20 protein-coding genes, 1 pseudogene and 1 riboswitch are annotated in these 24955 nt (G+C 36.6%); of the genes and pseudogenes, 2 read left to right on the top strand and 19 right to left on the bottom strand.

Going from position 1 to position 24955, the window contains the following annotated elements; genetic code table 11:
• The first annotated feature begins 38 nt into the window (after positions 1-38).
• A complete protein-coding gene (locus AC3WVZ_RS28550) occupies positions 39-1268 on the top strand; it encodes an aminopeptidase (RefSeq protein WP_000007349.1) in 1230 nt (409 codons plus the stop codon).
• A 45-nt stretch (positions 1269-1313) separates the two neighbouring features.
• Here the strand turns inward: AC3WVZ_RS28550 and AC3WVZ_RS28545 are convergent, their stop codons facing one another.
• From AC3WVZ_RS28545 to AC3WVZ_RS28480, 14 genes are all read right to left on the bottom strand, one after another.
• The gene (locus AC3WVZ_RS28545; RefSeq protein WP_000915109.1) at positions 1314-1805 is read right to left on the bottom strand and encodes a DUF4352 domain-containing protein; all 492 of its coding nucleotides are present in this window, start codon (positions 1803-1805) and stop codon (positions 1314-1316) included.
• Between the two features lie 132 nt (positions 1806-1937).
• Positions 1938-2261: a DMT family transporter gene (locus AC3WVZ_RS28540; RefSeq protein ID WP_000263262.1), complete on the bottom strand. Its 324-nt coding sequence runs from the start codon at positions 2259-2261 to the stop codon at positions 1938-1940.
• Positions 2262-2308: 47 nt separating this feature from the next.
• Complete coding sequence (gene gabD, locus AC3WVZ_RS28535) at positions 2309-3760, bottom strand: NADP-dependent succinate-semialdehyde dehydrogenase (RefSeq protein WP_000358132.1); 1452 nt, start codon at positions 3758-3760, stop codon at positions 2309-2311.
• The gene (locus tag AC3WVZ_RS28530) at positions 3753-5120 is read right to left on the bottom strand and encodes a sigma-54 interaction domain-containing protein (RefSeq protein ID WP_050229112.1); all 1368 of its coding nucleotides are present in this window, start codon (positions 5118-5120) and stop codon (positions 3753-3755) included. The genes gabD and AC3WVZ_RS28530 overlap by 8 nt, the downstream gene beginning before the upstream one ends.
• Positions 5121-5235: 115 nt before the next feature.
• Positions 5236-6600, bottom strand: coding sequence for a 4-aminobutyrate--2-oxoglutarate transaminase (gene gabT / locus AC3WVZ_RS28525; RefSeq protein WP_001093019.1), 1365 nt, complete (start codon positions 6598-6600; stop codon positions 5236-5238).
• A gap of 154 nt (positions 6601-6754) precedes the next feature.
• Positions 6755-7483, bottom strand: coding sequence for an HAD family hydrolase (locus tag AC3WVZ_RS28520; protein ID WP_098678380.1), 729 nt, complete (start codon positions 7481-7483; stop codon positions 6755-6757).
• A gap of 140 nt (positions 7484-7623) precedes the next feature.
• Positions 7624-8529, bottom strand: coding sequence for a diacylglycerol kinase (locus AC3WVZ_RS28515; protein ID WP_000977679.1), 906 nt, complete (start codon positions 8527-8529; stop codon positions 7624-7626).
• A gap of 557 nt (positions 8530-9086) precedes the next feature.
• The gene (gene gatB, locus AC3WVZ_RS28510; protein ID WP_001047685.1) at positions 9087-10514 is read right to left on the bottom strand and encodes an Asp-tRNA(Asn)/Glu-tRNA(Gln) amidotransferase subunit GatB; all 1428 of its coding nucleotides are present in this window, start codon (positions 10512-10514) and stop codon (positions 9087-9089) included.
• Between the two features lie 14 nt (positions 10515-10528).
• Positions 10529-11986, bottom strand: coding sequence for an Asp-tRNA(Asn)/Glu-tRNA(Gln) amidotransferase subunit GatA (gatA, locus tag AC3WVZ_RS28505; protein ID WP_000051433.1), 1458 nt, complete (start codon positions 11984-11986; stop codon positions 10529-10531).
• A 15-nt stretch (positions 11987-12001) separates the two neighbouring features.
• A complete protein-coding gene (gatC, locus tag AC3WVZ_RS28500) occupies positions 12002-12292 on the bottom strand; it encodes an Asp-tRNA(Asn)/Glu-tRNA(Gln) amidotransferase subunit GatC (protein WP_000086999.1) in 291 nt (96 codons plus the stop codon).
• A gap of 141 nt (positions 12293-12433) precedes the next feature.
• Positions 12434-12670: a YiaA/YiaB family inner membrane protein gene (locus AC3WVZ_RS28495; protein ID WP_001254393.1), complete on the bottom strand. Its 237-nt coding sequence runs from the start codon at positions 12668-12670 to the stop codon at positions 12434-12436.
• A gap of 369 nt (positions 12671-13039) precedes the next feature.
• On the bottom strand, positions 13040-13894 hold the full coding sequence (locus AC3WVZ_RS28490; protein WP_000721599.1) for a MetQ/NlpA family ABC transporter substrate-binding protein: 855 nt from the start codon (positions 13892-13894) through the stop codon (positions 13040-13042).
• Positions 13895-13915: 21 nt separating this feature from the next.
• Positions 13916-14581 (bottom strand): methionine ABC transporter permease, encoded by a 666-nt coding sequence (locus AC3WVZ_RS28485; RefSeq protein ID WP_233935754.1) that lies wholly within the window; start codon positions 14579-14581, stop codon positions 13916-13918.
• A complete protein-coding gene (locus AC3WVZ_RS28480; RefSeq protein ID WP_139020148.1) occupies positions 14571-15590 on the bottom strand; it encodes a methionine ABC transporter ATP-binding protein in 1020 nt (339 codons plus the stop codon). The genes AC3WVZ_RS28485 and AC3WVZ_RS28480 overlap by 11 nt, the downstream gene beginning before the upstream one ends.
• A 123-nt stretch (positions 15591-15713) precedes the next feature.
• Positions 15714-15820, bottom strand: a riboswitch (SAM riboswitch).
• Positions 15821-16062: 242 nt separating this feature from the next.
• Here AC3WVZ_RS28480 and AC3WVZ_RS28475 point away from each other — a divergent pair.
• Positions 16063-16628, top strand: a pseudogene (locus tag AC3WVZ_RS28475) (cysteine hydrolase family protein).
• Positions 16629-16878: 250 nt separating this feature from the next.
• Here the strand turns inward: AC3WVZ_RS28475 and pruA are convergent.
• From pruA to pcrA, 5 genes are all read right to left on the bottom strand, one after another.
• Positions 16879-18426 carry an L-glutamate gamma-semialdehyde dehydrogenase gene (pruA, locus tag AC3WVZ_RS28470; RefSeq protein WP_000259555.1) on the bottom strand — a complete coding sequence of 516 codons (1548 nt, stop codon included), beginning with the start codon at positions 18424-18426 and terminating at the stop codon, positions 16879-16881.
• A 172-nt stretch (positions 18427-18598) separates the two neighbouring features.
• Complete coding sequence (locus AC3WVZ_RS28465) at positions 18599-19369, bottom strand: TSUP family transporter (protein WP_000391974.1); 771 nt, start codon at positions 19367-19369, stop codon at positions 18599-18601.
• Positions 19370-19465: 96 nt separating this feature from the next.
• A complete protein-coding gene (locus tag AC3WVZ_RS28460; protein WP_000717030.1) occupies positions 19466-20662 on the bottom strand; it encodes a CamS family sex pheromone protein in 1197 nt (398 codons plus the stop codon).
• 16 nt (positions 20663-20678) lie between these two features.
• On the bottom strand, positions 20679-22688 hold the full coding sequence (gene ligA, locus AC3WVZ_RS28455; RefSeq protein ID WP_000031450.1) for an NAD-dependent DNA ligase LigA: 2010 nt from the start codon (positions 22686-22688) through the stop codon (positions 20679-20681).
• A 14-nt stretch (positions 22689-22702) separates the two neighbouring features.
• Positions 22703-24952 carry a DNA helicase PcrA gene (pcrA, locus tag AC3WVZ_RS28450; protein ID WP_033695235.1) on the bottom strand — a complete coding sequence of 750 codons (2250 nt, stop codon included), beginning with the start codon at positions 24950-24952 and terminating at the stop codon, positions 22703-22705.
• Positions 24953-24955: the final 3 nt, after the last annotated feature.

Genomic DNA, 24955 nt, shown 5'->3' with positions numbered 1-24955 from the left:
ATAGTAAGAAATCTTTCAAATTAAAGGAGATTATACATATGTCATTTGAACAAACGTTAGAGAAATATGCTGCTCTTGCAGTTAATGTTGGTGTTAATATTCAACCTGGACAAACTTTATCAATTAGTGCACCTCTTGAAGCTGTACAATTTGTACGCCTCGTTACAGAAAAAGCATATAAATCTGGTGCAAAACACGTATATGTAGATTGGAATGATGAGACGTTAACACGCTTAAAGTTCGATCTAGCTCCGGAAGAAGCTTTCGCTGAATTTCCATCTTGGAAAGCACATGCTCGTGAAGAATTAGCAAAAGAAGGCGCTGCATTTATGTCTATCTATGCAGAAAACCCTGATTTATTAAAAGGTGTAGAAGCATCGCGTATTGCAACAGCTCATAAAGTAGCTGGAGAAGCAATGAAAGTATACCGTGATTACGTACAAGCAGATAAAGTAAGTTGGTGTGTCATTTCTGTTCCTACGAAAGAATGGGCTGCAAAAGTATTCCCTGACGTAGCGCCAGAAGAACAAGAAGCAAAGTTATGGGATGCTATTTTCAAAGCTACTCGTGCTGATTTAGAAAATCCTGTAGAAGCATGGAAAGAACATGATGAAACATTACATACAAAAGTGGATTACTTAAACGAAAAGCATTATAAAGCTCTTCACTATACAGGTCCTGGAACAGATTTAACAATCGAACTTCCAGAAAAACATGTATGGGCTGGTGCTGGTAGCTTAAATGAAAAGAACGTACCATTTATGGCTAATATTCCAACTGAAGAAGTATTTACAATGCCACTTAAAACAGGTGTAAACGGCCAAGTTTCTAGTACAAAACCGTTAGTATTTGCAGGTAATATTATCGATAATTTCACGTTAACATTTGAAAACGGGCGTATCGTAGACTATAAAGCTGAAGCTGGTGAAGAAGCTTTAAAACATTTAGTAGAAACAGATGAAGGTTCTCACTTCTTAGGAGAAGTAGCTTTAGTACCTCATGACTCACCAATTTCAAACACAAATGTTTTATTCTACAATACACTATTTGACGAAAATGCATCTTGCCACCTTGCAATCGGAAATGCTTATGCATTTAACTTAGTTGGCGGAAAAACAATGTCTAAAGAAGAACTTGCTGAAAACGGCGCAAACGCTAGTATCACACACAACGACTTCATGATTGGATCAGCTGAGCTTGATATTGACGGTATTACTGCTGATGGCAGACATGAGCCTATCTTCCGTAAAGGTAACTGGGCGTTTTAAATTTATTACCATAAAGAAACACATTGGATAATCCAATGTGTTTCTTTATTTATTTGGTTTCAATTCAAATTTTATCGTTCTATTTTCATGCGTAAACTCCGGTCTATACGTAGCGATATACGTATTTTCTTTCGCTACGTCAAATAGCATGATATCTTGAATTTTTTCATCTGGTGCTAACTTTTTACTAATAAAGCTATCAGGGTTATTATATTCTTTAAATCTTGTACCTTTCTTATCGGTAATCTCAAATTCATAAAATGCAAAAGGTATTTCCTTTTTACTATTATTTTCTACTTTGAAAATAATCCCCAAAATCTCCTCTTTCTTTTTATTCTCATCATAATCCGGATATCCTAATTTAACTGAATCGATAGTTACTTGCAAACCATCTACGTCTACTGTCTCCCCTATTTTATACACTTTATCTTGAACATCTTCTTGTTTACTTTCATTACTATCTTTAGTCTCAGTGCAAGCACTTAAACTAAAAGCTATGCCAAAAATTAAAACAATTTGACTTACCTTTTTTAACATACTCTTTCCTCCACATAAGACAATATTTCATATGTATCATAACAAAACTCTTTACTCTTTCTTGTCATATTTTGTCGTATTAATTGCTAACTGCACAAATAGAAAAAAGCTATCTTCTACAAAAGATAGCTTTCATGATGCCGATGAAACCTTAAGCCCAATGACACCCAAAACAATAAAAAGAATACAAAATGCTTGAAATAAACTAATATGCTCTTTAAAAAAGTACACACTAATGATTGTAATAAGTAATGTTCCAACGCCAGACCAAATAGCATAAGCAATACTTAAATGAATCTTTTTCACAACGATGGCAAACACGCTGAAACAAATCCCATAAAACACGAAAATCAGTACACTTGGAACGAGCTTTGTTAAACCATTTGATAGTTTCATCGCAATTGTTCCAGCTACTTCAAAAATAATTGTAACAAGTAATAATAGCCAATATACCATACTAGAATCTCCTTCTCTGTTACCTTATAGAGATTCTAGTATACTACTTATAATCCCAATGAAATATATTTAATTTCTAAATATTCCTCGATGCCGAAATGGCCTCCTTCACGACCGATACCACTTTCTTTAAATCCACCAAATGGTGCTTGTGCAACTGATGGAAGACCATCGTTTAGACCGATAATACCGTACTCTAACGCTTCACTAATTTGGAATGCTTGGCTAATGTCTTTCGTGAAAATATACGCAGCTAAACCGTATGGTGTATTGTTTGCACGTTCGATTACTTCATCAACTGTTTTAAATTTCGCAACTGGTGCCACTGGCCCAAATGTTTCTTCATTCATACAAAGCATCGTATCATTTGCCAACCCAATTACAGTCGGTTGAATGAAATGTCCCTCTAACTCTGCGACCTTTTGACCACCATATAAAACTGTTCCACCTTTTTGAATAGCATCTTCAATATGTTCTTGTACTTTTGAAACTGCATTCTCATCAATAAGTGGCCCGACAGTCGTTCCGTCACCGAAACCGTCTCCTACTTTCAACTGCCCTACTGCCTTTTGGAACTTCTCTACAAATACTTCGTATACTTCTTCTTGAACGAATACTCGGTTTGTACATATACACGTTTGTCCTGCATTACGGAATTTCGAACCAATCACCGCTTCTACTGCTTTATCTAAATCTGCATCATTCATTACGATAAACGGAGCGTGTCCCCCTAACTCAAGCGAAACTTTTTTCATCGTTTGCGCCGCACTAGCCATTAACTCTTTCCCGATTTCCGTTGACCCTGTAAAGGACACTTTTCGAACGCGACCATCTTCCATCCATGTATCAGCAATTGCTTTTGCACTACCTGTTATGATATTGATTACACCCTTTGGAATATCTGCTTCATGGGCTAATTCAGCTAATTTCAATGCAGTTAATGGCGTTTGACTTGCCGGTTTCACAACGGCTGTACAGCCTGCTGCAAGCGCTGGGGCTACCTTTCTCGTAATCATAGCAGCTGGGAAGTTCCAAGGTGTAATAGCTGCCATAACGCCAACTGGTTGCTTCATAACTAAAATGCGCTTATTCGGATGAGCAGCAGGAATCATTTCACCATATACGCGTTTCCCCTCTTCTGCATACCATTCAACAAAACTGTTTGCATAATTTACTTCACCAAGCGCTTCTGCAAACGGCTTCCCTTGTTCCTTCGTCATAATCGCTGCGATCTCTTCTTTATTTTCATCAATAAGCGTAAACCACTTTTTTAACTTCGTTGCACGATCTGCTGCCGTTAACTTAGACCACGTTTTAAAAGCTTCATGTGCAGCATCAACAGCTTGCTTTGCCTCTGTTACTCCGCCTTTTGGTACAGTTGCAAATATTTCCTTCGTCGCAGGATTATTTACTTCAATTTGTTCTTGTAGTGTAATCCACTCACCATTTATATACATCGCCTTTTTATCTATACTTACGAAAGTCGCCTTTTTATCCAATGTTTTCTTCCTCCTCTATGAACTTCTTAATTTTTCTAGTAGCAGCAGATTGACTAATTTGCAAAAACTCAGCCACTTTATAACTTGATCCATACGTTTTATACGCTTTAAGAATTATATTTCTCTCTACCTCTTCCAGCATTTTATAAAGGCTTTGCCCCGATTGTTCAACTGCAGCCTCTTGCATAGAGAGTGGCAAATCCTCTACCGTTACAACATCATCAACAGTAATAACAATTCTCTCAATTACATTCTCTATTTCTCTATTGTTCCCTTCCCACGGATATCCAACAAACATTTGTAACGTACTCGGCGCTAGTTTCACATCACGTCCGTACTTTTTATTAAAGTGCTGCAAGTAATGATAAATAAGCGGCAAAATATCTTCTGTTCTTTCCCTAAGCGGGGGAATTGCAATTGGAATGACATTCAAACGATAGTATAAATCTTTCCGAAATTTTCCTTGTTTCACCATCTCGCTTAAATCTCTATTTGTTGCCGCCACAATTCGAACATCCACTTTTTTTAATTCTCTTCCGCCTATAGGACGAAATGTTTTTTCTTGCAATACTTGCAAAAGCTTCGCTTGAATTTCAAGCGGCATTTCACCGATTTCATCTAAAAAAAGAGTTCCTTTATGCGCGGATTCTAATAGTCCCTTTTTCCCTTCACGATTCGCACCTGTAAAAGATCCACCTGAATATCCAAAAAGCTCCGATTCAATTAAATTAGTTGGCAATGCCGCACAATTAATTTCATAGAAACTTTCATGCTTACGGTGACTCACTTCATGTAAATGGCGTACTAATCGACTTTTTCCTACTCCAGTCTCGCCTAAAACGAGAACAGTACTATCCACTACAGATACTTTTTTGATTGTATCGACTATTTTTTGCATAGCTAGACTTTTAAAAATAAGTCCTTCATGCTCATATGTTTCTCTTAATTCTTTTTTATATGTTTTTAGCTGATTATCCATTTCCTCTACCTTTTGACGTAATTGATAGAGTTCAGTAAGGTCGCGAGAATAACTAATCACTCTTCTTAAATTTCCCTCATCATCAAAAACAGGCCTTGTACGAACGTGTAAATACTCTCCTGATTTTGTAGTTTGAACGAGTTCAATTGGCCTCTTTTTTTCAATCACTTCTAATGTCGCTGATGGATAAAAGATTCCATCCTTTTGTAGTTCTTTTACATGCTTACCAACTAACTCTTCTGCAGCTAGTTGGTAGTGCCTTTCACATGTACTATTTACACGCACAACGATCCCTTGCTCATCTGTAACAAAAATTTCGTCAAACGCATATTCAAATACATCTTTTAAATCCATTAACACTCGTTCCTTTTCTGCAACCATCCTAGCCACCCCTAACTTCAAATCCATCGATCCACTTCACTACCTTTATTATAAAGTGAATTTTCTGCATTTAATATAGAGTCAGCTAGAATGTTTGCTATTTATACTTCAGTTTTTAAACGCGAGCGATGTTTGTTTGCTCATAACAAGCTTGCAATGATTCTTCAATTATTGTTAAACCTTCTTCAAGTTGCTCATCTGTAATAACTAAAGGCATTAACACACGGATAACATTTCCATATGTCCCTGCTGATAATAACAGTAACCCACGCTTATTTGCTTCTGCACATAGATTAGCCGTTAACGTTTTGTCAGGTGCTTTCGTCTTACGATCTTGAACGACCTCAAATGCACACATTGCGCCTAACCCACGCACATCACCGATGCAATGATATTTATTTTTCATCTCTTCGAATCGGTTCATTACGACTTTTCCTAATTCTATCGCTCTATCATTTAATTTCTCATTTTCTATTACATCGAGAACAGCTAATGCAGCCGCACATCCTAATGGACTTCCTGCATACGTTCCACCAAGTTCACCTGGTGCAGACTCATTCATAATTTCTTTACGTCCAATGACACCACTTATCGGTACACCAGCACCTAATGATTTAGACACTGTAATTAAATCTGGAACGACATCATAGTGATCAATTGCAAAATATTTTCCTGTACGACTAAAGCCTGTTTGTATTTCATCCGCTACAAATAAGATGCCGTTCTCTGAACAAATGCGGCGTACTTCTTGAACAAATTTCTTACTTGGGACGATAAATCCACCTTCCCCTTGAACAGGTTCCATTACAACAGCTGCAATTGTTTCTGGTGCTACTTCCGATATGAAGAAGTTCTTAAACTCTTCAATAATAAAATCATCATACTGCTCTTCCGTTAATCCCTCTGGGCGACGGTATTCGTATGGAAATGGCGCTTTATATACTTCTGGAGCAAAGGGACCAAACCCAAATTTATATGGCTTCACTTTACTTGTCATCGTCATTGTCATTAATGTACGCCCGTGGAAACCTTTAGAAAATGCGATAATACCAGGTCTCTTCGTATATTTACGAGCGATTTTCACCGCGTTCTCAACTGCTTCTGCACCACTATTTAAAAACAGGACTTGCTTATCGAAACTTCCTGGTGCCAATGCCGCAAGCTTTTCTGCTAATTCAATATATGGCTCATACATCATGACGTTAAATCCAGTATGAATGTATTGATCGACTTGTTTATGGAGCGCTTCTTTAACCGTTGGATGACAATGCCCTACGTTAATTGTCCCGATTGCTCCTGCAAAATCAATGTACTGATTGCCATCAACATCTGTTACAAGAGCACCATTGGCAGATTGTACAAACGTTGGGATGCCGTTACTTACTCCTTTTGGTACTATATTTTGACGGCGTTCTAATAAAGATGCCGCTTTCGGTCCTGGAATTTGTTCATTTACTTTAGCAAATTTTTTTGTGTTCATTGCGTACCCCATCCTTTTCTTTACATTGTTTTCTCTTTTTATTGCAAAATATATGCCAACTTTCTTTTCTAGCATTTATCCTATATTCTTTGTATCCAGGCATAAAAAATAAGTCTATAAAGACTCATTAAGAGTCTTTATAGACTTATTTTCCTTACACATTAGACTTTTCTTTCTCCCAGAAAAACTCACCCGATTGAGAAATAAACTCTCCAACAGAATCTAACACTAAATCAGCAAGTGGTTCTAATGTTGGACGGTCTCCTGTACCAGATAGCACCCCAATTGCATAGCAATCGCCATTTTTAGCTAAATGTAAATCAGTTGGCGTATCTCCAACAACCGCAACCTCACATGATTCTAAATTAAATTTCTCACAAAACACTTCTATAATCTTTTTATCTGGTTTTTGCGCAGGGAATGTATCCGAGGCTATAATATAATCAAAAAAGTTCTCCAACTTATATTGTTTTAAAAATAATTCTGTTGGTGCGAAATCATCCGCCGTGACAACCCCTAATATAAATCCTTTATCTTTTAATGCCTGTAACACTTTCGGTAAGTCTGCTGTCATTTTCATATGCGAACGATGCTCATACATAAGGGAAAATAACTTCTCACTTACCCACTGATGCATCTCTTCTTCTCTAGCAGACTCAATATAATTACAAAGCCCCTTCGCTACATCAAGGCTTGTTCCAGCAGCTATTGCACTCCTTGGATTAACAAATGCTCCCTCTACACCAATCTCTTCTAATAAGGTCTGCCCTATTGTACTTGGTAAATGATATAAACTTATACATTCAGCTACTTTTATCCAAATTGAATGAAAATCCATTAATGTCCCATCTTTATCAAATAGTATTGCTTTTACCTTCTCCATAGCATCCTACCTCTCATTTCTTATCTCTTCCAGTGTATCAATAAAGTATGGATGTAAAATAAAAGAATTGTAAAAATACCATAAAAATCAAACTAACTCCCAATTTACAATTCATTTTAACAAAGTAAAAAAGGATGCCTTTACAGGGCATCCTCTTGATGTTCAGGAACAAATAGTTCTAAACAATGATATATATTTTCGAATTCCATCGGTGCATCTCCACCATACTCACCATCTAAATTAATCATTAGTTTATCTGGTGAATGTACTTTAATTCGGTTCGCTTGTGTATATAACACTTTTGGATTATTAATATGTTCACCACGTTGTGCTTGTGTTGCTGCTTTAATTAAATCAGCGATAGAACCTTTTTTCAGTACTAATAGGTCAAATAACCCATCGTTAATAGATGCATACGGTGCTACCTTTTCAAATCCACCTACTGAACGAGTATTCGTAATTAAAAACATCGTAATTTCTTCTTGTAGTAACTTTCCATCATACTCAATTTCAACATATGTCGGATGCAATGATGGTAACATCTCGATACCTTTTAGGTAATAAGCAAGCTGCCCTAATACTGTCTTTAGCTTACTCGGTACTTCGTATGTTAATTCTGTAATACGACCGCCACCAGCGATGTTAATAAAATATGTATCGTTCGCTCTACCAAGGTCTAATGGCACTGTTTTTCCTTCGCAAATAATATCTGCTGCCTCTTCAATAGAACGAGGTACACCAATTGCACGTGCAAAGTCATTTGTCGTTCCAACTGGAATAATTCCAAATTTCGGACGGAATTCATGCCCAACTAAACCGTTTACTACTTCATTTAACGTACCGTCGCCACCAGCCGCAATAACAACATCAAACTTACGATCTGCAGCTTGCCTCGCCGCCACAGTAGCGTCTCCAGGACCCGTTGTCGCATGACAAGATGTCTCATAGCCAGCTTGTTCTAATTTTTGTAATACTTCTGGTAAGCTCTTCTTAAATAGCTCACGCCCAGAAGTAGGATTATAAATAATTCTTGCTCGCTTCATCATTTATTAGCACAGGAAATTTCTTTATGTATCGAAAAAGAACATACTGAACTTCTATTCAGTATTCCCATGCCTACCTCCTCTCATCTTGCTATCCTTCTTTTATCCCGCTCAAACAGGCAGTAAGAACCCGATTCGTGTAGTCCATCAAAAGTAAATATTCATTTCAATGGTTTTTTATTTGACTCCAAAATTTATCCCGCTATTTGCGGGCAGTAAATGCCCGATTGGTGAGGGCTAATAATCAGTGTTGGATGAACCCCCCACTGATTAAAGTTTCACTTTATTTCTATCCATTCTTCCATAAAAATTTACATATAACGAATAATAACTATCTATTATTTCATGAGATGAAAAAAACCTCTATGTTTAGATTTATCATTATTCCCACCTTTTTGCAACTATCATACCATAGTTGCTATACAAACATTTTTCCACTTTTGACAGTTAATCAAACGTTTGTTTAAACGATTTTGTCTCATTTAAACAAACGTTTGATTAACCTAGAAAAACACCCATGTACGGGTGTTTTTCTGCTTAATCTTTAAAAGTTACTACTATTATCGCTTATTAATCTCTTCAAGTAAGATTTTGTTAACAAGCGGTGGATTTGCTTGTCCTTTTGTAGCTTTCATAATTTGACCAACTAAGAAGCCAATTGCACGGTCTTTACCGTTTTTAAAGTCTTCGATAGATTGCTCATTATTATCAAGAATTTCTGTTACAACTTTACGAAGTGTACCCTCGTCAGAAATTTGAACAAGACCTTTCGCTTTAACGATTTCTTCTGGGTCTCCACCTTTTTCAATTAATTCATTAAATACTTTCTTCGCGATTTTAGAAGAAATTGTACCTTTTTCAATTAATTGAACCATTTTAGATAAACCAGCAGGCGTTAATGCAACGTCTTTTAATTCTTTTTGTTGTTTGTTTAAGTATGCAAGTACTTCACCCATTAACCAGTTCGATGTTAATTTCGCATCAGCACCGTCTGCAACAGTTGCTTCAAAGAAATCAGACATCTCTTTCGTTAATGTTAACACGTGTGCATCATAAGCTGGTAAGCCTAGTTCTGCAACGTAGCGAGCTTTACGTGCATCTGGAAGTTCTGGAATAGAAGCTCGAACTGCTTCTTTCCACTCATCATCAATGTAAAGTTCAACTAAGTCTGGCTCCGGGAAGTAACGGTAATCGTCAGATCCTTCTTTCACACGCATTAAGATTGTTTTCTTCGTTGCTTCATCATAACGACGTGTTTCTTGTTGGATGATACCACCAGATAACAGTTCTTTTTCTTGGCGCACTTGCTCGTGCTCAAGACCTTTTTGTACGTAAGTGAATGAGTTTAAGTTTTTCAGTTCCGCTTTTGTACCGAACTTCTCTTGTCCAACTGGACGAAGAGAAATGTTCGCATCACAACGTAAGGAACCTTCTTCCATCTTACAATCAGATACACCAGTGTATTGAATGATTGATTTTAACTTCTCTAAGTATGCATATGCTTCTTCTGGCGTACGCATATCTGGCTCAGATACGATCTCGATTAAAGGCATACCTTGACGGTTGTAGTCTACTAATGAACCATCAGCTGTATGCGTTGATTTACCAGCATCTTCTTCTAAATGAAGACGTGTAATACCGATACGTTTCTTTTTGCCGTCTACTTCGATTTCAATCCAACCATTTTCACCAATTGGCTTATCAAATTGAGAGATTTGGTAAGCTTTCGGGTTATCTGGATAGAAATAGTTTTTACGGTCAAACTTCGTTTCCGTTGCGATTTCACAGTTTAATGCCATTGCAGCTTTCATCGCAAAGTTAACTGCTTCTTTATTTAAAGTAGGAAGTACCCCTGGGTATCCTAAGTCAATTACACTTGTTTGTGTATTTGGCTCCGCTCCGAATTCTGTTGGACTCGCAGAGAAAATTTTCGAATTTGTTTTTAACTCAACGTGAACCTCTAAACCAATAATTGTTTCTAAATTCATCTATGCTCGCCTCCTTACAGACTTGCTTTTTTTGTATGATAGTCTGTTGCTTGCTCAAACGCATGTGCAACGCGGTAAATTGTCGCTTCATCGAAGTGTTTACCAATGATTTGTAGACCAAGTGGCATGTTGTTAGCACCGAATCCACATGGAACTGAAATCGCTGGAACACCCGCTAAGTTTACTGGGATTGTTAAAATGTCATTTGCATACATTGTCATTGGATCGTCAACTTTTTCTCCCACTTTAAATGCCGGAGTTGGTGTTGTTGGTCCAATAATAACATCATAGTTAGCAAATACATTTTCAAAGTCGTTCTTAATTAATGTACGTACTTGTTGTGCTTTTTTGTAATATGCATCATAGTAACCAGAGCTAAGAGCAAATGTACCAAGCATAATACGACGTTTAACTTCATCACCGAAACCTTCACTACGTGTGTTTTTGTAAAGATCTAATAAGTTATTTACATTATCAGAACGAACACCGTAACGCACGCCATCAAAGCGTGAAAGGTTAGCAGATGCTTCAGAAGAAGATAGTAAGTAATACGTTGCTAGAGCGTATTTAGAGTGTGGAAGAGATACTTCCTCCCAAGTTGCGCCCATACCTTCTAATACTTTTAAAGCAGCTAGTACTGACTCACGAGCTTCTTCGCCAACACCTTCGCCTAAGTATTCTTTCGGTACAGCAATGCGTAAACCTTTAACATCGCCTGTTAAACCAGCTAAATAGTTTCCAACTTCAACGTTTGCAGAAGTTGCATCCATGCGGTCAATACCTGAAATAGCTTGTAATAAGTATGCATTGTCTTCTACTGTACGTGTAATCGGTCCGATTTGGTCAAGTGAAGATGCGAATGCTACTAATCCGTAACGAGATACGCGTCCGTAAGTTGGTTTTAAACCTACAACACCGCAATATGCAGCTGGCTGACGGATAGAACCACCCGTATCAGAACCTAGAGAGAATAGTACTTCTCCTGCTGCTACAGCTGCTGCAGAACCACCACTAGATCCGCCTGGAACGTAATCTAAGTTCCATGGGTTTTTCGTAGCGTAGAATCCTGAGTTTTCATTTGAAGAACCCATTGCGAACTCGTCCATGTTTAATTTACCGATTGTAATTGTGTCAGCAGCTTTTAGCTTTTGCACAACTGTCGCATCATAAATTGGATCGAAGTTTGCTAATATTTTGCTTGCACAAGTTGTACGAAGACCGTTAGTTACAATGTTATCTTTTACACCAATTGGCATACCGAATAATAAACCATTATCTTCAGCGCCGATTTTTGCATCTAATTCTTTCGCTTTTGCGCGTGCATTTTCTTCATCTAATGTAAGAAAGGCTTTTACGTTATCTTCAACATCCGCAATACGTTTGTAAGATTCTTCTACTAAATCCGTAACGGAAATTTCTTTGTTGTTTAACTTCTTATGTAACTCTGATACTGAATGATCAAATAATGACATCGAAATTCCCCTCCTCTATTCTAATACTGCTGGAACACGGATTTGATTATCTTTGTGATCCGGTGCATTTTTTAATACTTCTTCAACTGGTAAACCTTTTTCTGGTACATCTTCACGCATAACATTTTTCATAGTTAATACATGAGTTGTTGGTTTTACATCTGTTGTATCTAATTCATTTAACTGTTCTGCAAATGTAACAATTGCATCTAGTTGTTTTTGAAATTTTTCTGCTTCTTGATCAGTAATTGCAAGACGTGCTAAATGTGCTACGTGCTTTACATTCTCAACGGAAATTCTTGACACGGCTAGGCCACCTCCATAATATATCGTTCAATCTACAATACTATTGATGATACCAAATTTTCAGTACTTCAAGCAAGTCAACACAGCGTACTTACGCCATTTTTACATAAAAAAAGAAAGGCAAATGCCTTTCTTTACAATTTACTCTTTATCTAACGGTTTATTTTTTGGAAATCTCTCGTTATCTTCTTCATTATCACGAATTGTTTTTTGTAATACAAAACAAGACATCGTTAAAAATAATGTTCCAATTAAATAGTATCCTTTTACACTAAGCGTTTCATCTAACGTATAAATCCCAATTAGCATACCTGAAAGCGCACAAACAAATGAAGTCCATGCTAAAAATGTGAACGCTTGCGTATTACGTCTTCTCATCGTTCTCCCCCTCGTTAGCTGTATACCCATTATAGATAAGTATATTTACCATGATGGATTTTTATGTAAATTCTAGTTTTATATTTATAAATCTATCATAAAAGAATACTATTTTAAAGAAAGTTTTCTGCCTAATCTGAAAAAACAATCTAAACAATTGGTTTTTCAGATTACCTTACTGTTCGCTAGCTATTTTCATTCATAAAAAAAGACCAGGAAAACTCCTGGTTCATTACTCTACTTAACAAACATTGGATTCTACGTTATACAAAATTGGAAGGTACAGAATTAGGGTTTGTTTGTTAAGTTTATATGTTGAACGAACTAACAGCGGAGGGGTTCCTTCTGTTAGTCCATTAAACCCAATCATTATTTTACGATTTTTTCAAGCTCCTCAAGTGAAAGATCTACTGAAATTGAACCATCATTTGTTTCTTTCTTAATTGCATCTGTTACTTCTTTTGAATGGTATAATTCAATTACTTTTTTCAGTGTTGGATCATCTTTATCTTTCGTACGAGCTGCGAAAATATTAATATAAGGCTTCGCATTTTCATTCTTTGGATCTTCTAAGAAAATAGGATCCTTCGCTGGATCTAATCCAGCTTGACCAGCAACACCGTTATTAATAACTGATGCCGCTACATCTTTTAACACACGAGGTGTTTGCTGTGCGATAACCGGTGTAATTTTTAATTTCTTCGGATTTTCAGCAATACCACTTGGATCTCCAAATAGACCAAAATCCTTTTTCAGCTTTAATAATCCAGCTGCATCAAGAAGTTTTAATGCACGTGCTTGGTTCGTTGGATCGTTTGGAATTGCAATTTCTGAACCATCTGGGATTTCATTTGATTTCTTATATTTTTCAGAGTATAAACCCATTGGTGCAATTTGTGTTGTACCAACAGCTGTAATATCTAACTTATGTTCCTTTTTAAATTGCTCTAAGAACGCAATATGCTGGAATGAGTTTAGTTCAATATCTCCATCAGCTAACGCTTTATTTGGCGTTGTGTAATCGGAGAACTCCACCAGTTTAATCTTAATCCCTTCTTTTTCAGCTTTTTTCTTCAAAATTTCCCAAGCGTCTCCATCCGTTCCAGTTACACCGACGCGAACTACTTTTTCTTTCGCTCCTGCACCCGTGTCTCCACTTGAGCAGCCGCTTAATGCTGAGACTCCTACAATCGCTGATAATGCAAATGCTAAAATTTTCTTCATTTTCTTTTCCTCTCTTCCTTTTTATGATCTGCGTAACAAGACTTTCGCAAAGTAATTCCCTAAATTTTGAGCTATCTGTACGAGAATAATAAGTAACACGACCGTTACGAACATAACTGATGTATCAAAACGTTGATAACCATATGTCATTGCTAAATCACCAAGACCGCCACCACCGACAAGCCCAGCAACTGCAGAAAATTCAATTAAACCAACTGTCATAAATGTGACACCTAAGATTAATGGCGCTAACGCTTCTGGTACAAGGATTTCAAAAACAATTCTAATTGGCGAGGCGCCCATTGCTTGCGCTGCTTCAATTACTCCTTTCGGAACGGAAACAAGGTTTGTTTCAACCATTCTAGCAATACCAATTGATGCGACTAACGTCATCGGGAAAATTGCTGCTGCTGTTCCAATCGTCGTTCCGATAACACTTCTCGTTAGTGGACTTAACGCTACTAAAAAGATAATGAATGGTACCGGACGAATTGTATTAATTATGATGTTAAGAATAGAAAAGACCCATTTATTTTCTAAAAAGTTTCCTTTTCTCGTTACATATAAAAGTAAACCTAGAGGTATACCAAGAATTGTAGCAAATATAAGGATTACAATTACCATTAAGAGGGTATCCCCCGTCGCATCTAGTATGCGCGGCCAAAATATACTCCAATCAACTCGCATGAGCTTCTACCTCCTTCAGCTGCACTTGCAGTCTTAGATGTTGTAATGCTTTTTGAATTTCCCTCTGCTCCCCTTGCAACTCTACAAGAAGATTTCCAAATAGCACATTTTGAAGTTCAATAATATTTCCGTACAGTACATTTACATCGACGTTATAGTTTTTTGCGATATATGATAGTACCGGCTGTCCTGTCTCCTCACCAGTAAATGTTAGACGATAAATTTGACCACCATTTTGAATTTTCGCTAGAACACTTTCCGGTAAATGATCATTAATGACAGAACGTACAAAGTTTTGAGTCGTCTTTGTTTTTGGTTGCGTGAAAACATCAAACAGTTTTCCTTCTTCAATAACTTTTCCCTTCTCCATTACAGCTACACGGTGACAAATTTCTTTCACAACATGCATTTCATGTGTAATAAGAAGAATTGTTAAATTGTATTCTCTATTTACTTTCTTTAATAAGTTTAGAATTTCTGTCGTTGTTTCTGGATCTAAGGCTGATGTTGCCTCATCACATATAAGAATATCTGGCGATGTCGCAAGTGCTCTAGCAATGCCCACACGCTGCTTTTGTCCACCTGATAGCTGCTCTGGGTAATAGTTTGCTTTATCTTCTAACCCTACAAACTTCAGCAGTTCATTTACTCTTTCTTTTATCTCATTCTTTGGTACTTTCGCTAACTTTAATGGATAAGCAATATTTCCAAATACTGTTCTTGAATTAAATAAATTAAAACTTTGGAAAATAATTCCGATTCTTTGTCTCAGTTTACGTAATTCTTTCGTCGATAATGATGTAATATCTTTATCATCTATTGAAATCGTTCCTGCCGTCGGTCTCTCTAACATATTTACTAAGCGTAATAACGTACTCTTTCCAGCGCCACTAAAACCAATAATGCCAAAAATTTCGCCTTTCTCAACTGATAATGTTACATCCTCCACCGCATGAACAGATTGCCCAGCTGATTCATACACTTTACTTACATTGTTAAAAGAAATCATTTTTTCCCCTCCTATATGCTGTAAAAACTTGAAGCAGAGCTTTCGAGGTAAAATAAAAAGTGCTCTCCTTCTTATCAACCATAAAGATAAGAAGGAGAGCACTTATATGTACTCGTTCACATCTTCTCATCTTCCAAGCCTTTATATGGCTTGCTGGAGTTAGCACGGTATTAAAAAAACCCGTTGCTGAGGTATCGTAGGGCCAGTCCCTCCACCTCTCTGGATAAGAATGTATCGATTTAATTGTCGTTTAATTAATTCTCATTATAGAACTCAGAATAATAAGAGTCAATACATTTTTTAGAAAAATATTAATTATTCCTTTATTAAAATTTTCAGATGAAAATTCATGAGAAAATAGTAACTTTCAAGGTTATTTAAAATTCTTCTTCCTCATATTTTTAAACAGGAGAATCTTCTCTACGAATTGAATAAATTTATTTGAATATGAAACTCGGAGGAAGATAAATATATGAAAACAGCTCTTTTACTCATCGATATTCAAAACGATTATTTTCCAAATGGAAAGATGGAATTGCGTAATCCAGTAGAAGCAAGCGAATATGCTAATCAGTTATTACAACACTTTAGAACAAACAGCGAACCTATTTTTCATATCCAACACGTAGCTATAAAAGATGACGCTACTTTTTTCCTACCTAATACAGAAGGTGTACATATTCACGAAAGCGTACGTCCACTTAGAGAAGAAACAGTTATAGTCAAACATTATCCAAATAGCTTCCGAGAAACTAATCTTCTAGAGCAATTAAAACGTTTAAATATTGAACATGTCGTTGTATGTGGGATGATGACTCATATGTGTATCGATGCTACAGTAAGGGCTGCATTCGATTTTGGCTTTCAATGTACCGTTATACATGATGCTTGTGCTACAAAAGACCTGTCTTTTAAGAACGCTACTATACCAGCTGTTTACATTCACAATACAATTTTAGCTAGTTTAAATGGCGTATATGCAAATGTAATAAGCACGCAAGAATTTTTAGCTACATAAAAAAACACTCCTTTCAGTGAGCAAAACCGAAAGGAGTGTTCCTTGTCGAACCATAGATTTTCTTTCAAATTGTATTATACAGGAAATTCTCAAAATGAATACTAAAAAATATGACTAATAAGTCAACTTTTCTCATCATTTTATTTCTGTTCACATGTTTATCCCGCTATTAATAGGTTTTAGCTCATTCCCTTCGAACGATGGTAATATATAGGATTTCAATTTTAAAAGGAGCTCTTCACATTCTGTGAAGAGCTCCTCTACTATTTCTTATAAAGTTTCAGAAGTAGTTTTTGCTTGCATGTGAAGTGCTAAGTAATCAGGTCCACCAGCTTTAGAGTCTGTACCAGACATGTTAAAGCCACCGAATGGTTGGTAACCTACGATTGCACCAGTACATCCACGGTTGAAGTATAAGTTACCAACGTGGAAGTCTTCGCGTGCTTTTTCAATATGGTCACGGTTGTTAGTAATAACAGCACCTGTTAAACCGTATTCCGTATTATTTGCAATTGCAAGTGCATGATCGAAGTCTTTCGCTTTACAGAATGCTACTACTGGTCCGAAGATTTCTTCTTTCATTAAGCGAGCATCTTCTGCAACGTCAGCAACGATTGTTGGTTGGATGAACCAGCCTTTTGAATCGTCTCCTTCGCCACCTGCTAAGATTCTACCTTCTTCTTTACCAATTGCAACATAGCTCATTACTTTATCGAATGCAGCTTGGTCATTAACAGGACCCATGTTTGTACCTAATACTGCTGGGTTAGCAACTGTTAATTCTTTTGTTAATTCAACAGCACGATTTAATACATGATCATATACATCTTCATGGATTACTGCACGAGAACATGCAGAACATTTTTGTCCTGAGAATCCGAATGCTGATGCAACGATAGACTTAGCTGCTAATTCAAGATCTGCTTCTTTATCAACAACGATTGTATCTTTACCGCCCATTTCAGCGATAACACGTTTTAACCAAATTTGTCCTGGGTTTACTTTCGCTGCACGCTCATAGATGCGGATACCTACATCACGAGATCCCGTGAAGCTTACGAAACGTGTACGAGGATGATCTACTAAGTAGTCACCAACTTCAGAACCGTTACCTGGAACGAAGTTTACTACGCCAGCTGGTAAGCCAGCTTCTTCTAATACTTCCATAAATTTCGCTGCTACTACAGGAGTTGTACTAGCTGGTTTTAGTAATACTGTGTTACCAGAAACTAAAGCAGCTGTTGTCATACCTGCCATAATTGCGAATGGGAAGTTCCAAGGAGAAATGATAACACCTACTCCTAATGGAATGTAAGAGAAACGATTATATTCAATTGGACGGCTTTCTACTGGAATACCGTCTTTTAATTTTAACATTTGACGACCATAATATTCCATAAAGTCGATTGCTTCTGCTGTATCAGCATCTGCCTCATTCCATGGCTTACCTGCTTCTTTTACAAGAATAGCAGAGAATTCATGTTTTCTGCGACGAACGATTGCTGCAGCACGGAATAAAATGTCTGCACGCATTTCTGGCTTTGATTTTCTCCAAGTTTGGAATGTTTCATCCGCTACTTGCATTGCTTTTTCAGCTAACTCACGGCTTGCTTTTGAAACACGACCAACAAGTTCCTCTTTATTTGCAGGGTTTACAGAAACAATTTTGTCTTCTGTAGTGATTTTTTCTCCCCCAATAATTAATGGATAGTCTTGTCCAAGATAAGATTCTACTTTCTTTAAACCTTCTTCAAACGCTAATTTGTTAGCCTCCACTGAAAAATCTGTAAATGGCTCATGTTTGTATGCTACTACCATTTTTTTTAGCCTCCCCTTAGAAAAACGTTTACATTTTACAACATTATTCTACACGATAATTTAGATTTATTCAAATATTCCTAGACTTATATTTTAAAAATTAATAAATTTTTAAAATATAATAAATTTTTAAAATATAATAAAAAAAAGAGATTCATACATGCGTATGAATCTACAAAATATGAGTATATTCCAAAACATTTTTCCCGATCAATAATATAGTAACTAATAAAAATAAAGTTCTTACATATCCAACACCTTTTTGAACCGCAAACTTCGATCCAAAATAAGCACCTAAGATCATTGATAATCCCATGATAATACCGTATTCAAAATGAATTATATCTAAAAATAAAAAAGTAATTAAAGATACAATATTACTAACAAAGTTCAAAAGTTTTCCAGATGCTGCCGCTTGAATAAAATCCAAGCCAATTAATAAAAATGCAAAAATTAAAAACGACCCTGTCCCTGGTCCAAAAAATCCATCATAAAATCCTATCATTAAAATAGCAAAGAAAAATATTAATGTTTTTCTTTGCGTCATCTTCTTATAGGTAGACACACTTCCCCAATTCTTTTTTGCAATAATATAAATAGCAATAAATACCAACATTACAAGTACTAATGGGCGTAAAATATCCGGTGGAATAAATTTTACTACTAAAGCACCTGCAACAGCTCCAACAATAGTTAACGGGATTAACTTTCCTACAATTTTAAAATCAACTTTTCCTGATCGAATAAAATACATCGCACTCGTAAACGTCCCCATTGTTGCCGCTAATTTATTCGTTGCAATTGCCGAAGCTGGCGATAAGCCAACAAACATAAGCGCAGGAAGCGAAATTAACCCTCCTCCTCCAACAACGGAATCAATAAAAGCTGCTAAAAAACCGAATGCAATTAATAAAATAATGACTTGAAAACTTAATTCTTCCATGAGATTTACCCCTTACCCCTATTTTTTACAACATTTTAAATTATAACAAAATTACATAAGAAAAAAAGCTGTTCCATAGAGGAACAGCCTTCATATTTAATCTAAAATCTTCACAAGTGGTTCATCTTGTTTTGCTTCACGTATAATAATAGCTTCTGGGCGTTCTACAGATTTAATCGTTACTTGTACTTTCATATAATTCGGGAAGTATTCCATAACAAGCCCTGCCACATATTGTGTAAAACCAACTATTTCAGCTTTTCCATTAAACTGGACAGGAATATCAAGCTTCATTTCTCTTAATTCATCATCTCTATACATACCAGTACCAATAACAGCTGTATAGTCGCCTTGGAAATAATCGCTTAGTTTTGCCTTAAAGTTGGATACTCTTGCAAGGTCTTCACGTTTATTATCTGTTTTCGCTTGCTCTGATGGGAACAAATAATATTTTTCATTAATTTGTTGCCAATCTTCAACCGTTTCACTACCTTTTTCGGCATTTGCATAAGAAACAAAGTTACCTGGCACGAGCGAAGACTTTGGAGCTTGGCGATAAATCGCAAATGTTATTGGAATATTTTTGGTTTCAGGTTCTTTTTGATGTATGACTTTCAAAATTTCTTGCGCCATTTTTTTCCCTTCAGCTAACATCTTTTCATCCGGGATTGCAGCTTCACGTGGATAACCATGCTCTTCGTTAAAATATTGAACAGAATTCATTGCTAATCCAACTACCATACCAACGCGTTCCTCGCCGTTATCGCCTTTTTTCACATAATAATCATGCTCTAAAATATTTGAAATATATATTGGATTTTTTTTATTTTTCACTTCTAGTGATTCGGATCCTGTTCCTAATGCAGGGTTTAATCCTATATTAGGAAATTTAACTGCATCTTTTTTTAATTTGTCCTCTAGTTCCTTTTGTTCAGCATCTGTACGTTTTCTTTTAACAAGCATCTGTATAGTTTGAGTATCTAGAGCTTTTCCGCCTTTTAAAAAATTATCTTTCGTACTAAATGATTCTTTTGCAATTCGCATTAACCCTGTTTCAAATTCATCTATATCAAGACGACTATTTAACCCTTGCACCACTAAACCACGTGCATTTCCACCATCAAATGGAATAGTCGTCTTATAATATTCATCCGAAATAGCGTATTTTGGAACAACTGATTGTTCTTTTGCTTTCCCCGATTTCTCAGCCACTTTTTCATCTTTGTCGGCACCTGCACTACACCCACTTACAAGTAGGCCAAGGCTTAATACCGCTAATGCTATTTTTTTCATGGTAAGTTTGCACCTCTTACTTATTTAGCTCTTGTAAGAACCTCTCTTCATTCCAAACCTCAACATTATGTTTCTCCGCTTGTGCTAATTTCGAACCAGCCGCTTCACCTGCAACAACTAAATCCGTACTCTTACTAACACTTCCCGTTACTTTTCCACCTAATGCCTCAATCTTCTTCTTCGCTTCACTTCGCCCCATAACTTCTAGCTTACCTGTTAAAACAACCGTTTTTCCTGCGAAGTAAGATTCAACATTTTGTAAATCTGCAATTTTTATACCTTTGTATGTCATATTCACGCCATACTCTTTAAACTGCTGTAATAACTCTAATACATCTTCATTATCAAAATATGTCACAACAGATTGAGCCATTTTTTCGCCAATTTCATTAATTGCTTTTAGTTCTTCTTCCGTTGCTTTTACAAGCTCATCCATCGTTTCAAAGTGCTCTGCAAATGTACGTGCTGCTTTCGCTCCAACGTGGCGAATTCCAAGACCAAATAATAATCGCTCTAACGAGTTTTCTTTAGAATTTTCAATTGCTTGTATTAAGTTTGTTGCTGATTTTTCACCAAAACGTTCTAACTGTAATAATTGCTCTTTCGTCAATGCATATAAATCAGCAAATGTACGAATGTAATCAGCATCAAAGAGTTGTGTAATGACACGTTCTCCAAGTCCATCAATATTCATTGCATTTCTTGAAACGAAATGGATTAACCCTTCTCGAATTTGAGCAGGACAAGTTGGATTTATACAACGAAGTGCTACTTCTTCTTCTAAACGAACAAGTTCACTCTCACATGCTGGACAATGAGTTGGCATGCGGTATTCTTCTTCCTCACCAGTACGCTTATCAAAAATAACGTTCACAACTTCAGGAATAATATCTCCAGCCTTCTTCACAACAACGTAGTCACCAATTCGAATGTCTTTTTCACGAATTAAATCCTCGTTATGTAAAGAAGCACGACGAACAATCGTACCAGCAACTCTCACTGGCTCTAGTTCTGCAGTCGGTGTTACAACTCCTGTTCGGCCAACACTTAATTCAATGCCTGTTAATCTCGTTACAACTTCTTCAGCCGGGAATTTATAAGCAATCGCCCATCTTGGACTCTTCGCTGTAGTTCCTAGACTTTCTTGAAGGGCAACATCATCTACTTTTATAACGATTCCATCAATCTCATAATCAAGATGCGGACGTTTTTCTTGCCATTCTTCTACATAAGCTATAACTTCTTCAATTGTTTCACATGTACGGCGATTTGGATTTGTCTTAAATCCAAGTTCACCTAAGAAATCAAGCGATTCACTATGTGATGGAATTGTTTTTTCTTCTACATTCGCAAGACCATACACAAACATAGATAAGTTACGCTTCGCTGCAATTTTCGGATCAAGTTGACGTATTGAACCTGCTGCTGCATTACGCGGATTCGCAAATACATCTTCTCCATTTTGCTCTTTTTCTTCATTTAGTTTAACGAATGAACGCTTCGGCATATAAGCTTCGCCTCGTGCTTCTAACGTTACTTCTTCATTTAAACGAAGTGGGATAGCTTTAATCGTTTTTAAATTTTGAGTAATATCTTCACCCGTTACACCATCACCACGTGTCGCCCCTTGAATGAAGCGTCCTTTTTCATAATGAAGCGAAACGGCAAGCCCGTCAATTTTTAATTCACATATATATCTTACATTCGCACCATCAATTCCTTGACGTACTCTTCTGTCGAAATCACGTAAATCTCCTTCGTTAAATGCATTTCCTAAACTTAACATTGGTGACTTATGTGTTACTTTTTCAAATATATCAAGAACAGTCCCCCCAACGCGAACGGAGGGAGAATCTTCACTCATAAACTCTGGGTTCTCTGCTTCTAATTTTATAAGCTCCTGCATATTACGGTCATATTCCGCATCAGAAACAGAAGGATTGTCTAATACGTGATATTGATAGTTAAATGTATTTAATAAATCACGCAGTTCTTCTATACGTTTTTTTGCTATCTCTTTTGACATATCCTCATTCCTTTCTATTGTTTCGTCACAGGTGCAAATTTTGCTAACAAACGTTTAACACCAATTGGGCTTGGGAATGCAATATCTAATTCTTTTGCATCACCTTCACCTTTTACACTTACAACTGTACCGACTCCCCATTTTTGGTGGGAAGCTTTATCTCCTACTGCCCAGCCAATTTGTTCGCCGCCTGTCGTCTTAGCTGCAGGGCGCGCGAAAGCTGAACGAGAGCGTGTTGTCGTTGTGATTGTCGTTTTGCCGCTACTTGCCGTTCTGCCTTTTGCACCAAACGATGTTTCACGCTTTGGCGCTGTTTCATTTAATGATTCCACTAGTTCTGTCGGGATTTCTGTAATGAATCGAGACGCAGCGTTCATACTTGTTCTACCAAATAAAGTACGCATTTGCGCGTTAGATAAATATAGCTCTTCTTCTGCACGGGTAATACCTACATAAGCAAGACGACGTTCTTCTTGCATTTCATCCTCTTCCATAAGAGAACGAGTATGAGGGAATATCCCCTCCTCTAAGCCAACAATAAAGACAACCGGGAACTCTAATCCTTTCGCTGAGTGCATCGTCATTAAAATAACTTCTTCACCAGCAGTTGGGTCTTCATCTACACGATCAATATCAGCAACAAGTGCTAAATCTGTTAAGAATGCAACAAGGCTCTTATCTTCGCTTTGAGATTCAAATGTTTGCGTAACAGATAAGAACTCGTCTAAGTTTTCTAAACGACCTTCCGCTTCTAAAGAACGTTCATTTTTCAACATATCGCGATAGCCTGTTTTTTCAATAACTTCTTCTACTAATTCTGTAACAGATAAATACTCTTGCATATTTACCCAGTTATTTAATAAATTCGCAAATTCTTTTACTGCCTTTGTAATTTTTGCACTTACTCCAACATGCTCAATTTCATCAAATACAGCAGTTAATGAAATTCCGTTTTGCACACCGTAATTAATAATTTTATCGATAGAAGTCGCACCAATACCACGCTTTGGCATGTTAATAATACGTGCAAAACTAATTTCATCATCTGGATTACCGATTAAACGTAAGTACGCCAAAATATCTTTAATCTCTTTACGATCGTAGAACTTCGTACCTCCGACAATTTTGTACGGAATGTTAGATTTAAGGAAAATCTCCTCGACCATACGAGACTGAGCATTCGTACGATATAACACTGCAAAATCAGTATATTTTCGTTTCCCCATTTGAATATCGTCACGAATTTTTTTCGCAACAAAATACGCTTCGTCCTTTTCAGTTGCAGCACGATAATACGAGATTTTACTTCCAACTTGATTGTCTGTCCATAATTTCTTCGGCTTACGATTCGTATTTTTTTCAATAACAGCATTCGCTGCATTTAAAATATTTTGTGACGAACGATAGTTTTGTTCTAACAAAATTACTTGTGCATTCTCATAGTCTTTTTCGAACGACAAAATGTTAGAAATATCTGCACCACGCCAGCGATAAATAGACTGGTCAGAGTCACCTACAACGCAAAGATTTTTAAAACGCGCTGCCAAATGTTTAACAAGAAGATATTGCGCTTTGTTCGTATCTTGATACTCATCAACGTGAATATATTGGAACTTACGCTGATAAAACTCTAATACTTCTGGAACACGTTCAAATAACTGAATCGTGGTCATAATTAAATCATCAAAGTCTAATGAATTATTTTTCAAAAGACGTTTTTGATACTCTGTGTATACATCGCTCGTTAATTTTTCATATGGATCAGCCATTGTAATTTTTTTTGCATATTTATCCGCAGATAACAGTTCATTTTTCGCATTACTAATACCCGCTAAAATAGAGCGCGGCTCAAATTTCTTCGGATCAATATTGCGCTCTTTCATAATTTTTTTGACTACAGTTAGCTGATCGCCTGAATCTAAGATTGTAAAGTTACGATTAATACCAATACGATCGATATCCCGTCGTAAAATACGTACACACATAGAGTGGAACGTCGAAATCCAAATATCTTCTGCTTCTGGTCCCACAAGTGTATCAATACGCTCACGCATTTCACGAGCTGCTTTATTTGTGAAGGTAATAGCTAGTACATTCCATGGTGCTACACCTTTTTCACCAAGTAAATACGCAATACGATGTGTTAACACACGTGTCTTACCACTACCTGCACCTGCCATTAATAGAAGTGGTCCATTCGTTGTTTGTACTGCTTTTTGTTGCTGTGGATTTAAACCGTTTAATAACTTATCTGTCATACTCATATA

The sequence above is a fragment of the Bacillus sp. CPT56D-587-MTF genome (genome assembly GCF_058792335.1).
This window is presented reverse-complemented; position numbering and strand designations above follow the sequence as displayed.

What these genes read in the sequence shown, in the direction of transcription:
- AC3WVZ_RS28550 (WP_000007349.1), top strand. Translation starts at nt 39, where the DNA reads ATGTCATTTGAACAAACGTTAGAGAAATATGCTGCTCTTGCAGTTAAT.
- AC3WVZ_RS28545 (WP_000915109.1), bottom strand. Translation starts at nt 1,805, where the DNA reads ATGTTAAAAAAGGTAAGTCAAATTGTTTTAATTTTTGGCATAGCTTTT.
- AC3WVZ_RS28540 (WP_000263262.1), bottom strand. Translation starts at nt 2,261, where the DNA reads ATGGTATATTGGCTATTATTACTTGTTACAATTATTTTTGAAGTAGCT.
- AC3WVZ_RS28530 (WP_050229112.1), bottom strand. Translation starts at nt 5,120, where the DNA reads ATGGTTGCAGAAAAGGAACGAGTGTTAATGGATTTAAAAGATGTATTT.
- gabT (WP_001093019.1), bottom strand. Translation starts at nt 6,600, where the DNA reads ATGAACACAAAAAAATTTGCTAAAGTAAATGAACAAATTCCAGGACCG.
- AC3WVZ_RS28520 (WP_098678380.1), bottom strand. Translation starts at nt 7,483, where the DNA reads ATGGAGAAGGTAAAAGCAATACTATTTGATAAAGATGGGACATTAATG.
- AC3WVZ_RS28515 (WP_000977679.1), bottom strand. Translation starts at nt 8,529, where the DNA reads ATGATGAAGCGAGCAAGAATTATTTATAATCCTACTTCTGGGCGTGAG.
- gatB (WP_001047685.1), bottom strand. Translation starts at nt 10,514, where the DNA reads ATGAATTTAGAAACAATTATTGGTTTAGAGGTTCACGTTGAGTTAAAA.
- gatA (WP_000051433.1), bottom strand. Translation starts at nt 11,986, where the DNA reads ATGTCATTATTTGATCATTCAGTATCAGAGTTACATAAGAAGTTAAAC.
- AC3WVZ_RS28495 (WP_001254393.1), bottom strand. Translation starts at nt 12,670, where the DNA reads ATGAGAAGACGTAATACGCAAGCGTTCACATTTTTAGCATGGACTTCA.
- AC3WVZ_RS28490 (WP_000721599.1), bottom strand. Translation starts at nt 13,894, where the DNA reads ATGAAGAAAATTTTAGCATTTGCATTATCAGCGATTGTAGGAGTCTCA.
- AC3WVZ_RS28485 (WP_233935754.1), bottom strand. Translation starts at nt 14,581, where the DNA reads ATGCGAGTTGATTGGAGTATATTTTGGCCGCGCATACTAGATGCGACG.
- AC3WVZ_RS28480 (WP_139020148.1), bottom strand. Translation starts at nt 15,590, where the DNA reads ATGATTTCTTTTAACAATGTAAGTAAAGTGTATGAATCAGCTGGGCAA.
- pruA (WP_000259555.1), bottom strand. Translation starts at nt 18,426, where the DNA reads ATGGTAGTAGCATACAAACATGAGCCATTTACAGATTTTTCAGTGGAG.
- AC3WVZ_RS28465 (WP_000391974.1), bottom strand. Translation starts at nt 19,369, where the DNA reads ATGGAAGAATTAAGTTTTCAAGTCATTATTTTATTAATTGCATTCGGT.
- AC3WVZ_RS28460 (WP_000717030.1), bottom strand. Translation starts at nt 20,662, where the DNA reads ATGAAAAAAATAGCATTAGCGGTATTAAGCCTTGGCCTACTTGTAAGT.
- ligA (WP_000031450.1), bottom strand. Translation starts at nt 22,688, where the DNA reads ATGTCAAAAGAGATAGCAAAAAAACGTATAGAAGAACTGCGTGATTTA.
- pcrA (WP_033695235.1), bottom strand. Translation starts at nt 24,952, where the DNA reads ATGAGTATGACAGATAAGTTATTAAACGGTTTAAATCCACAGCAACAA.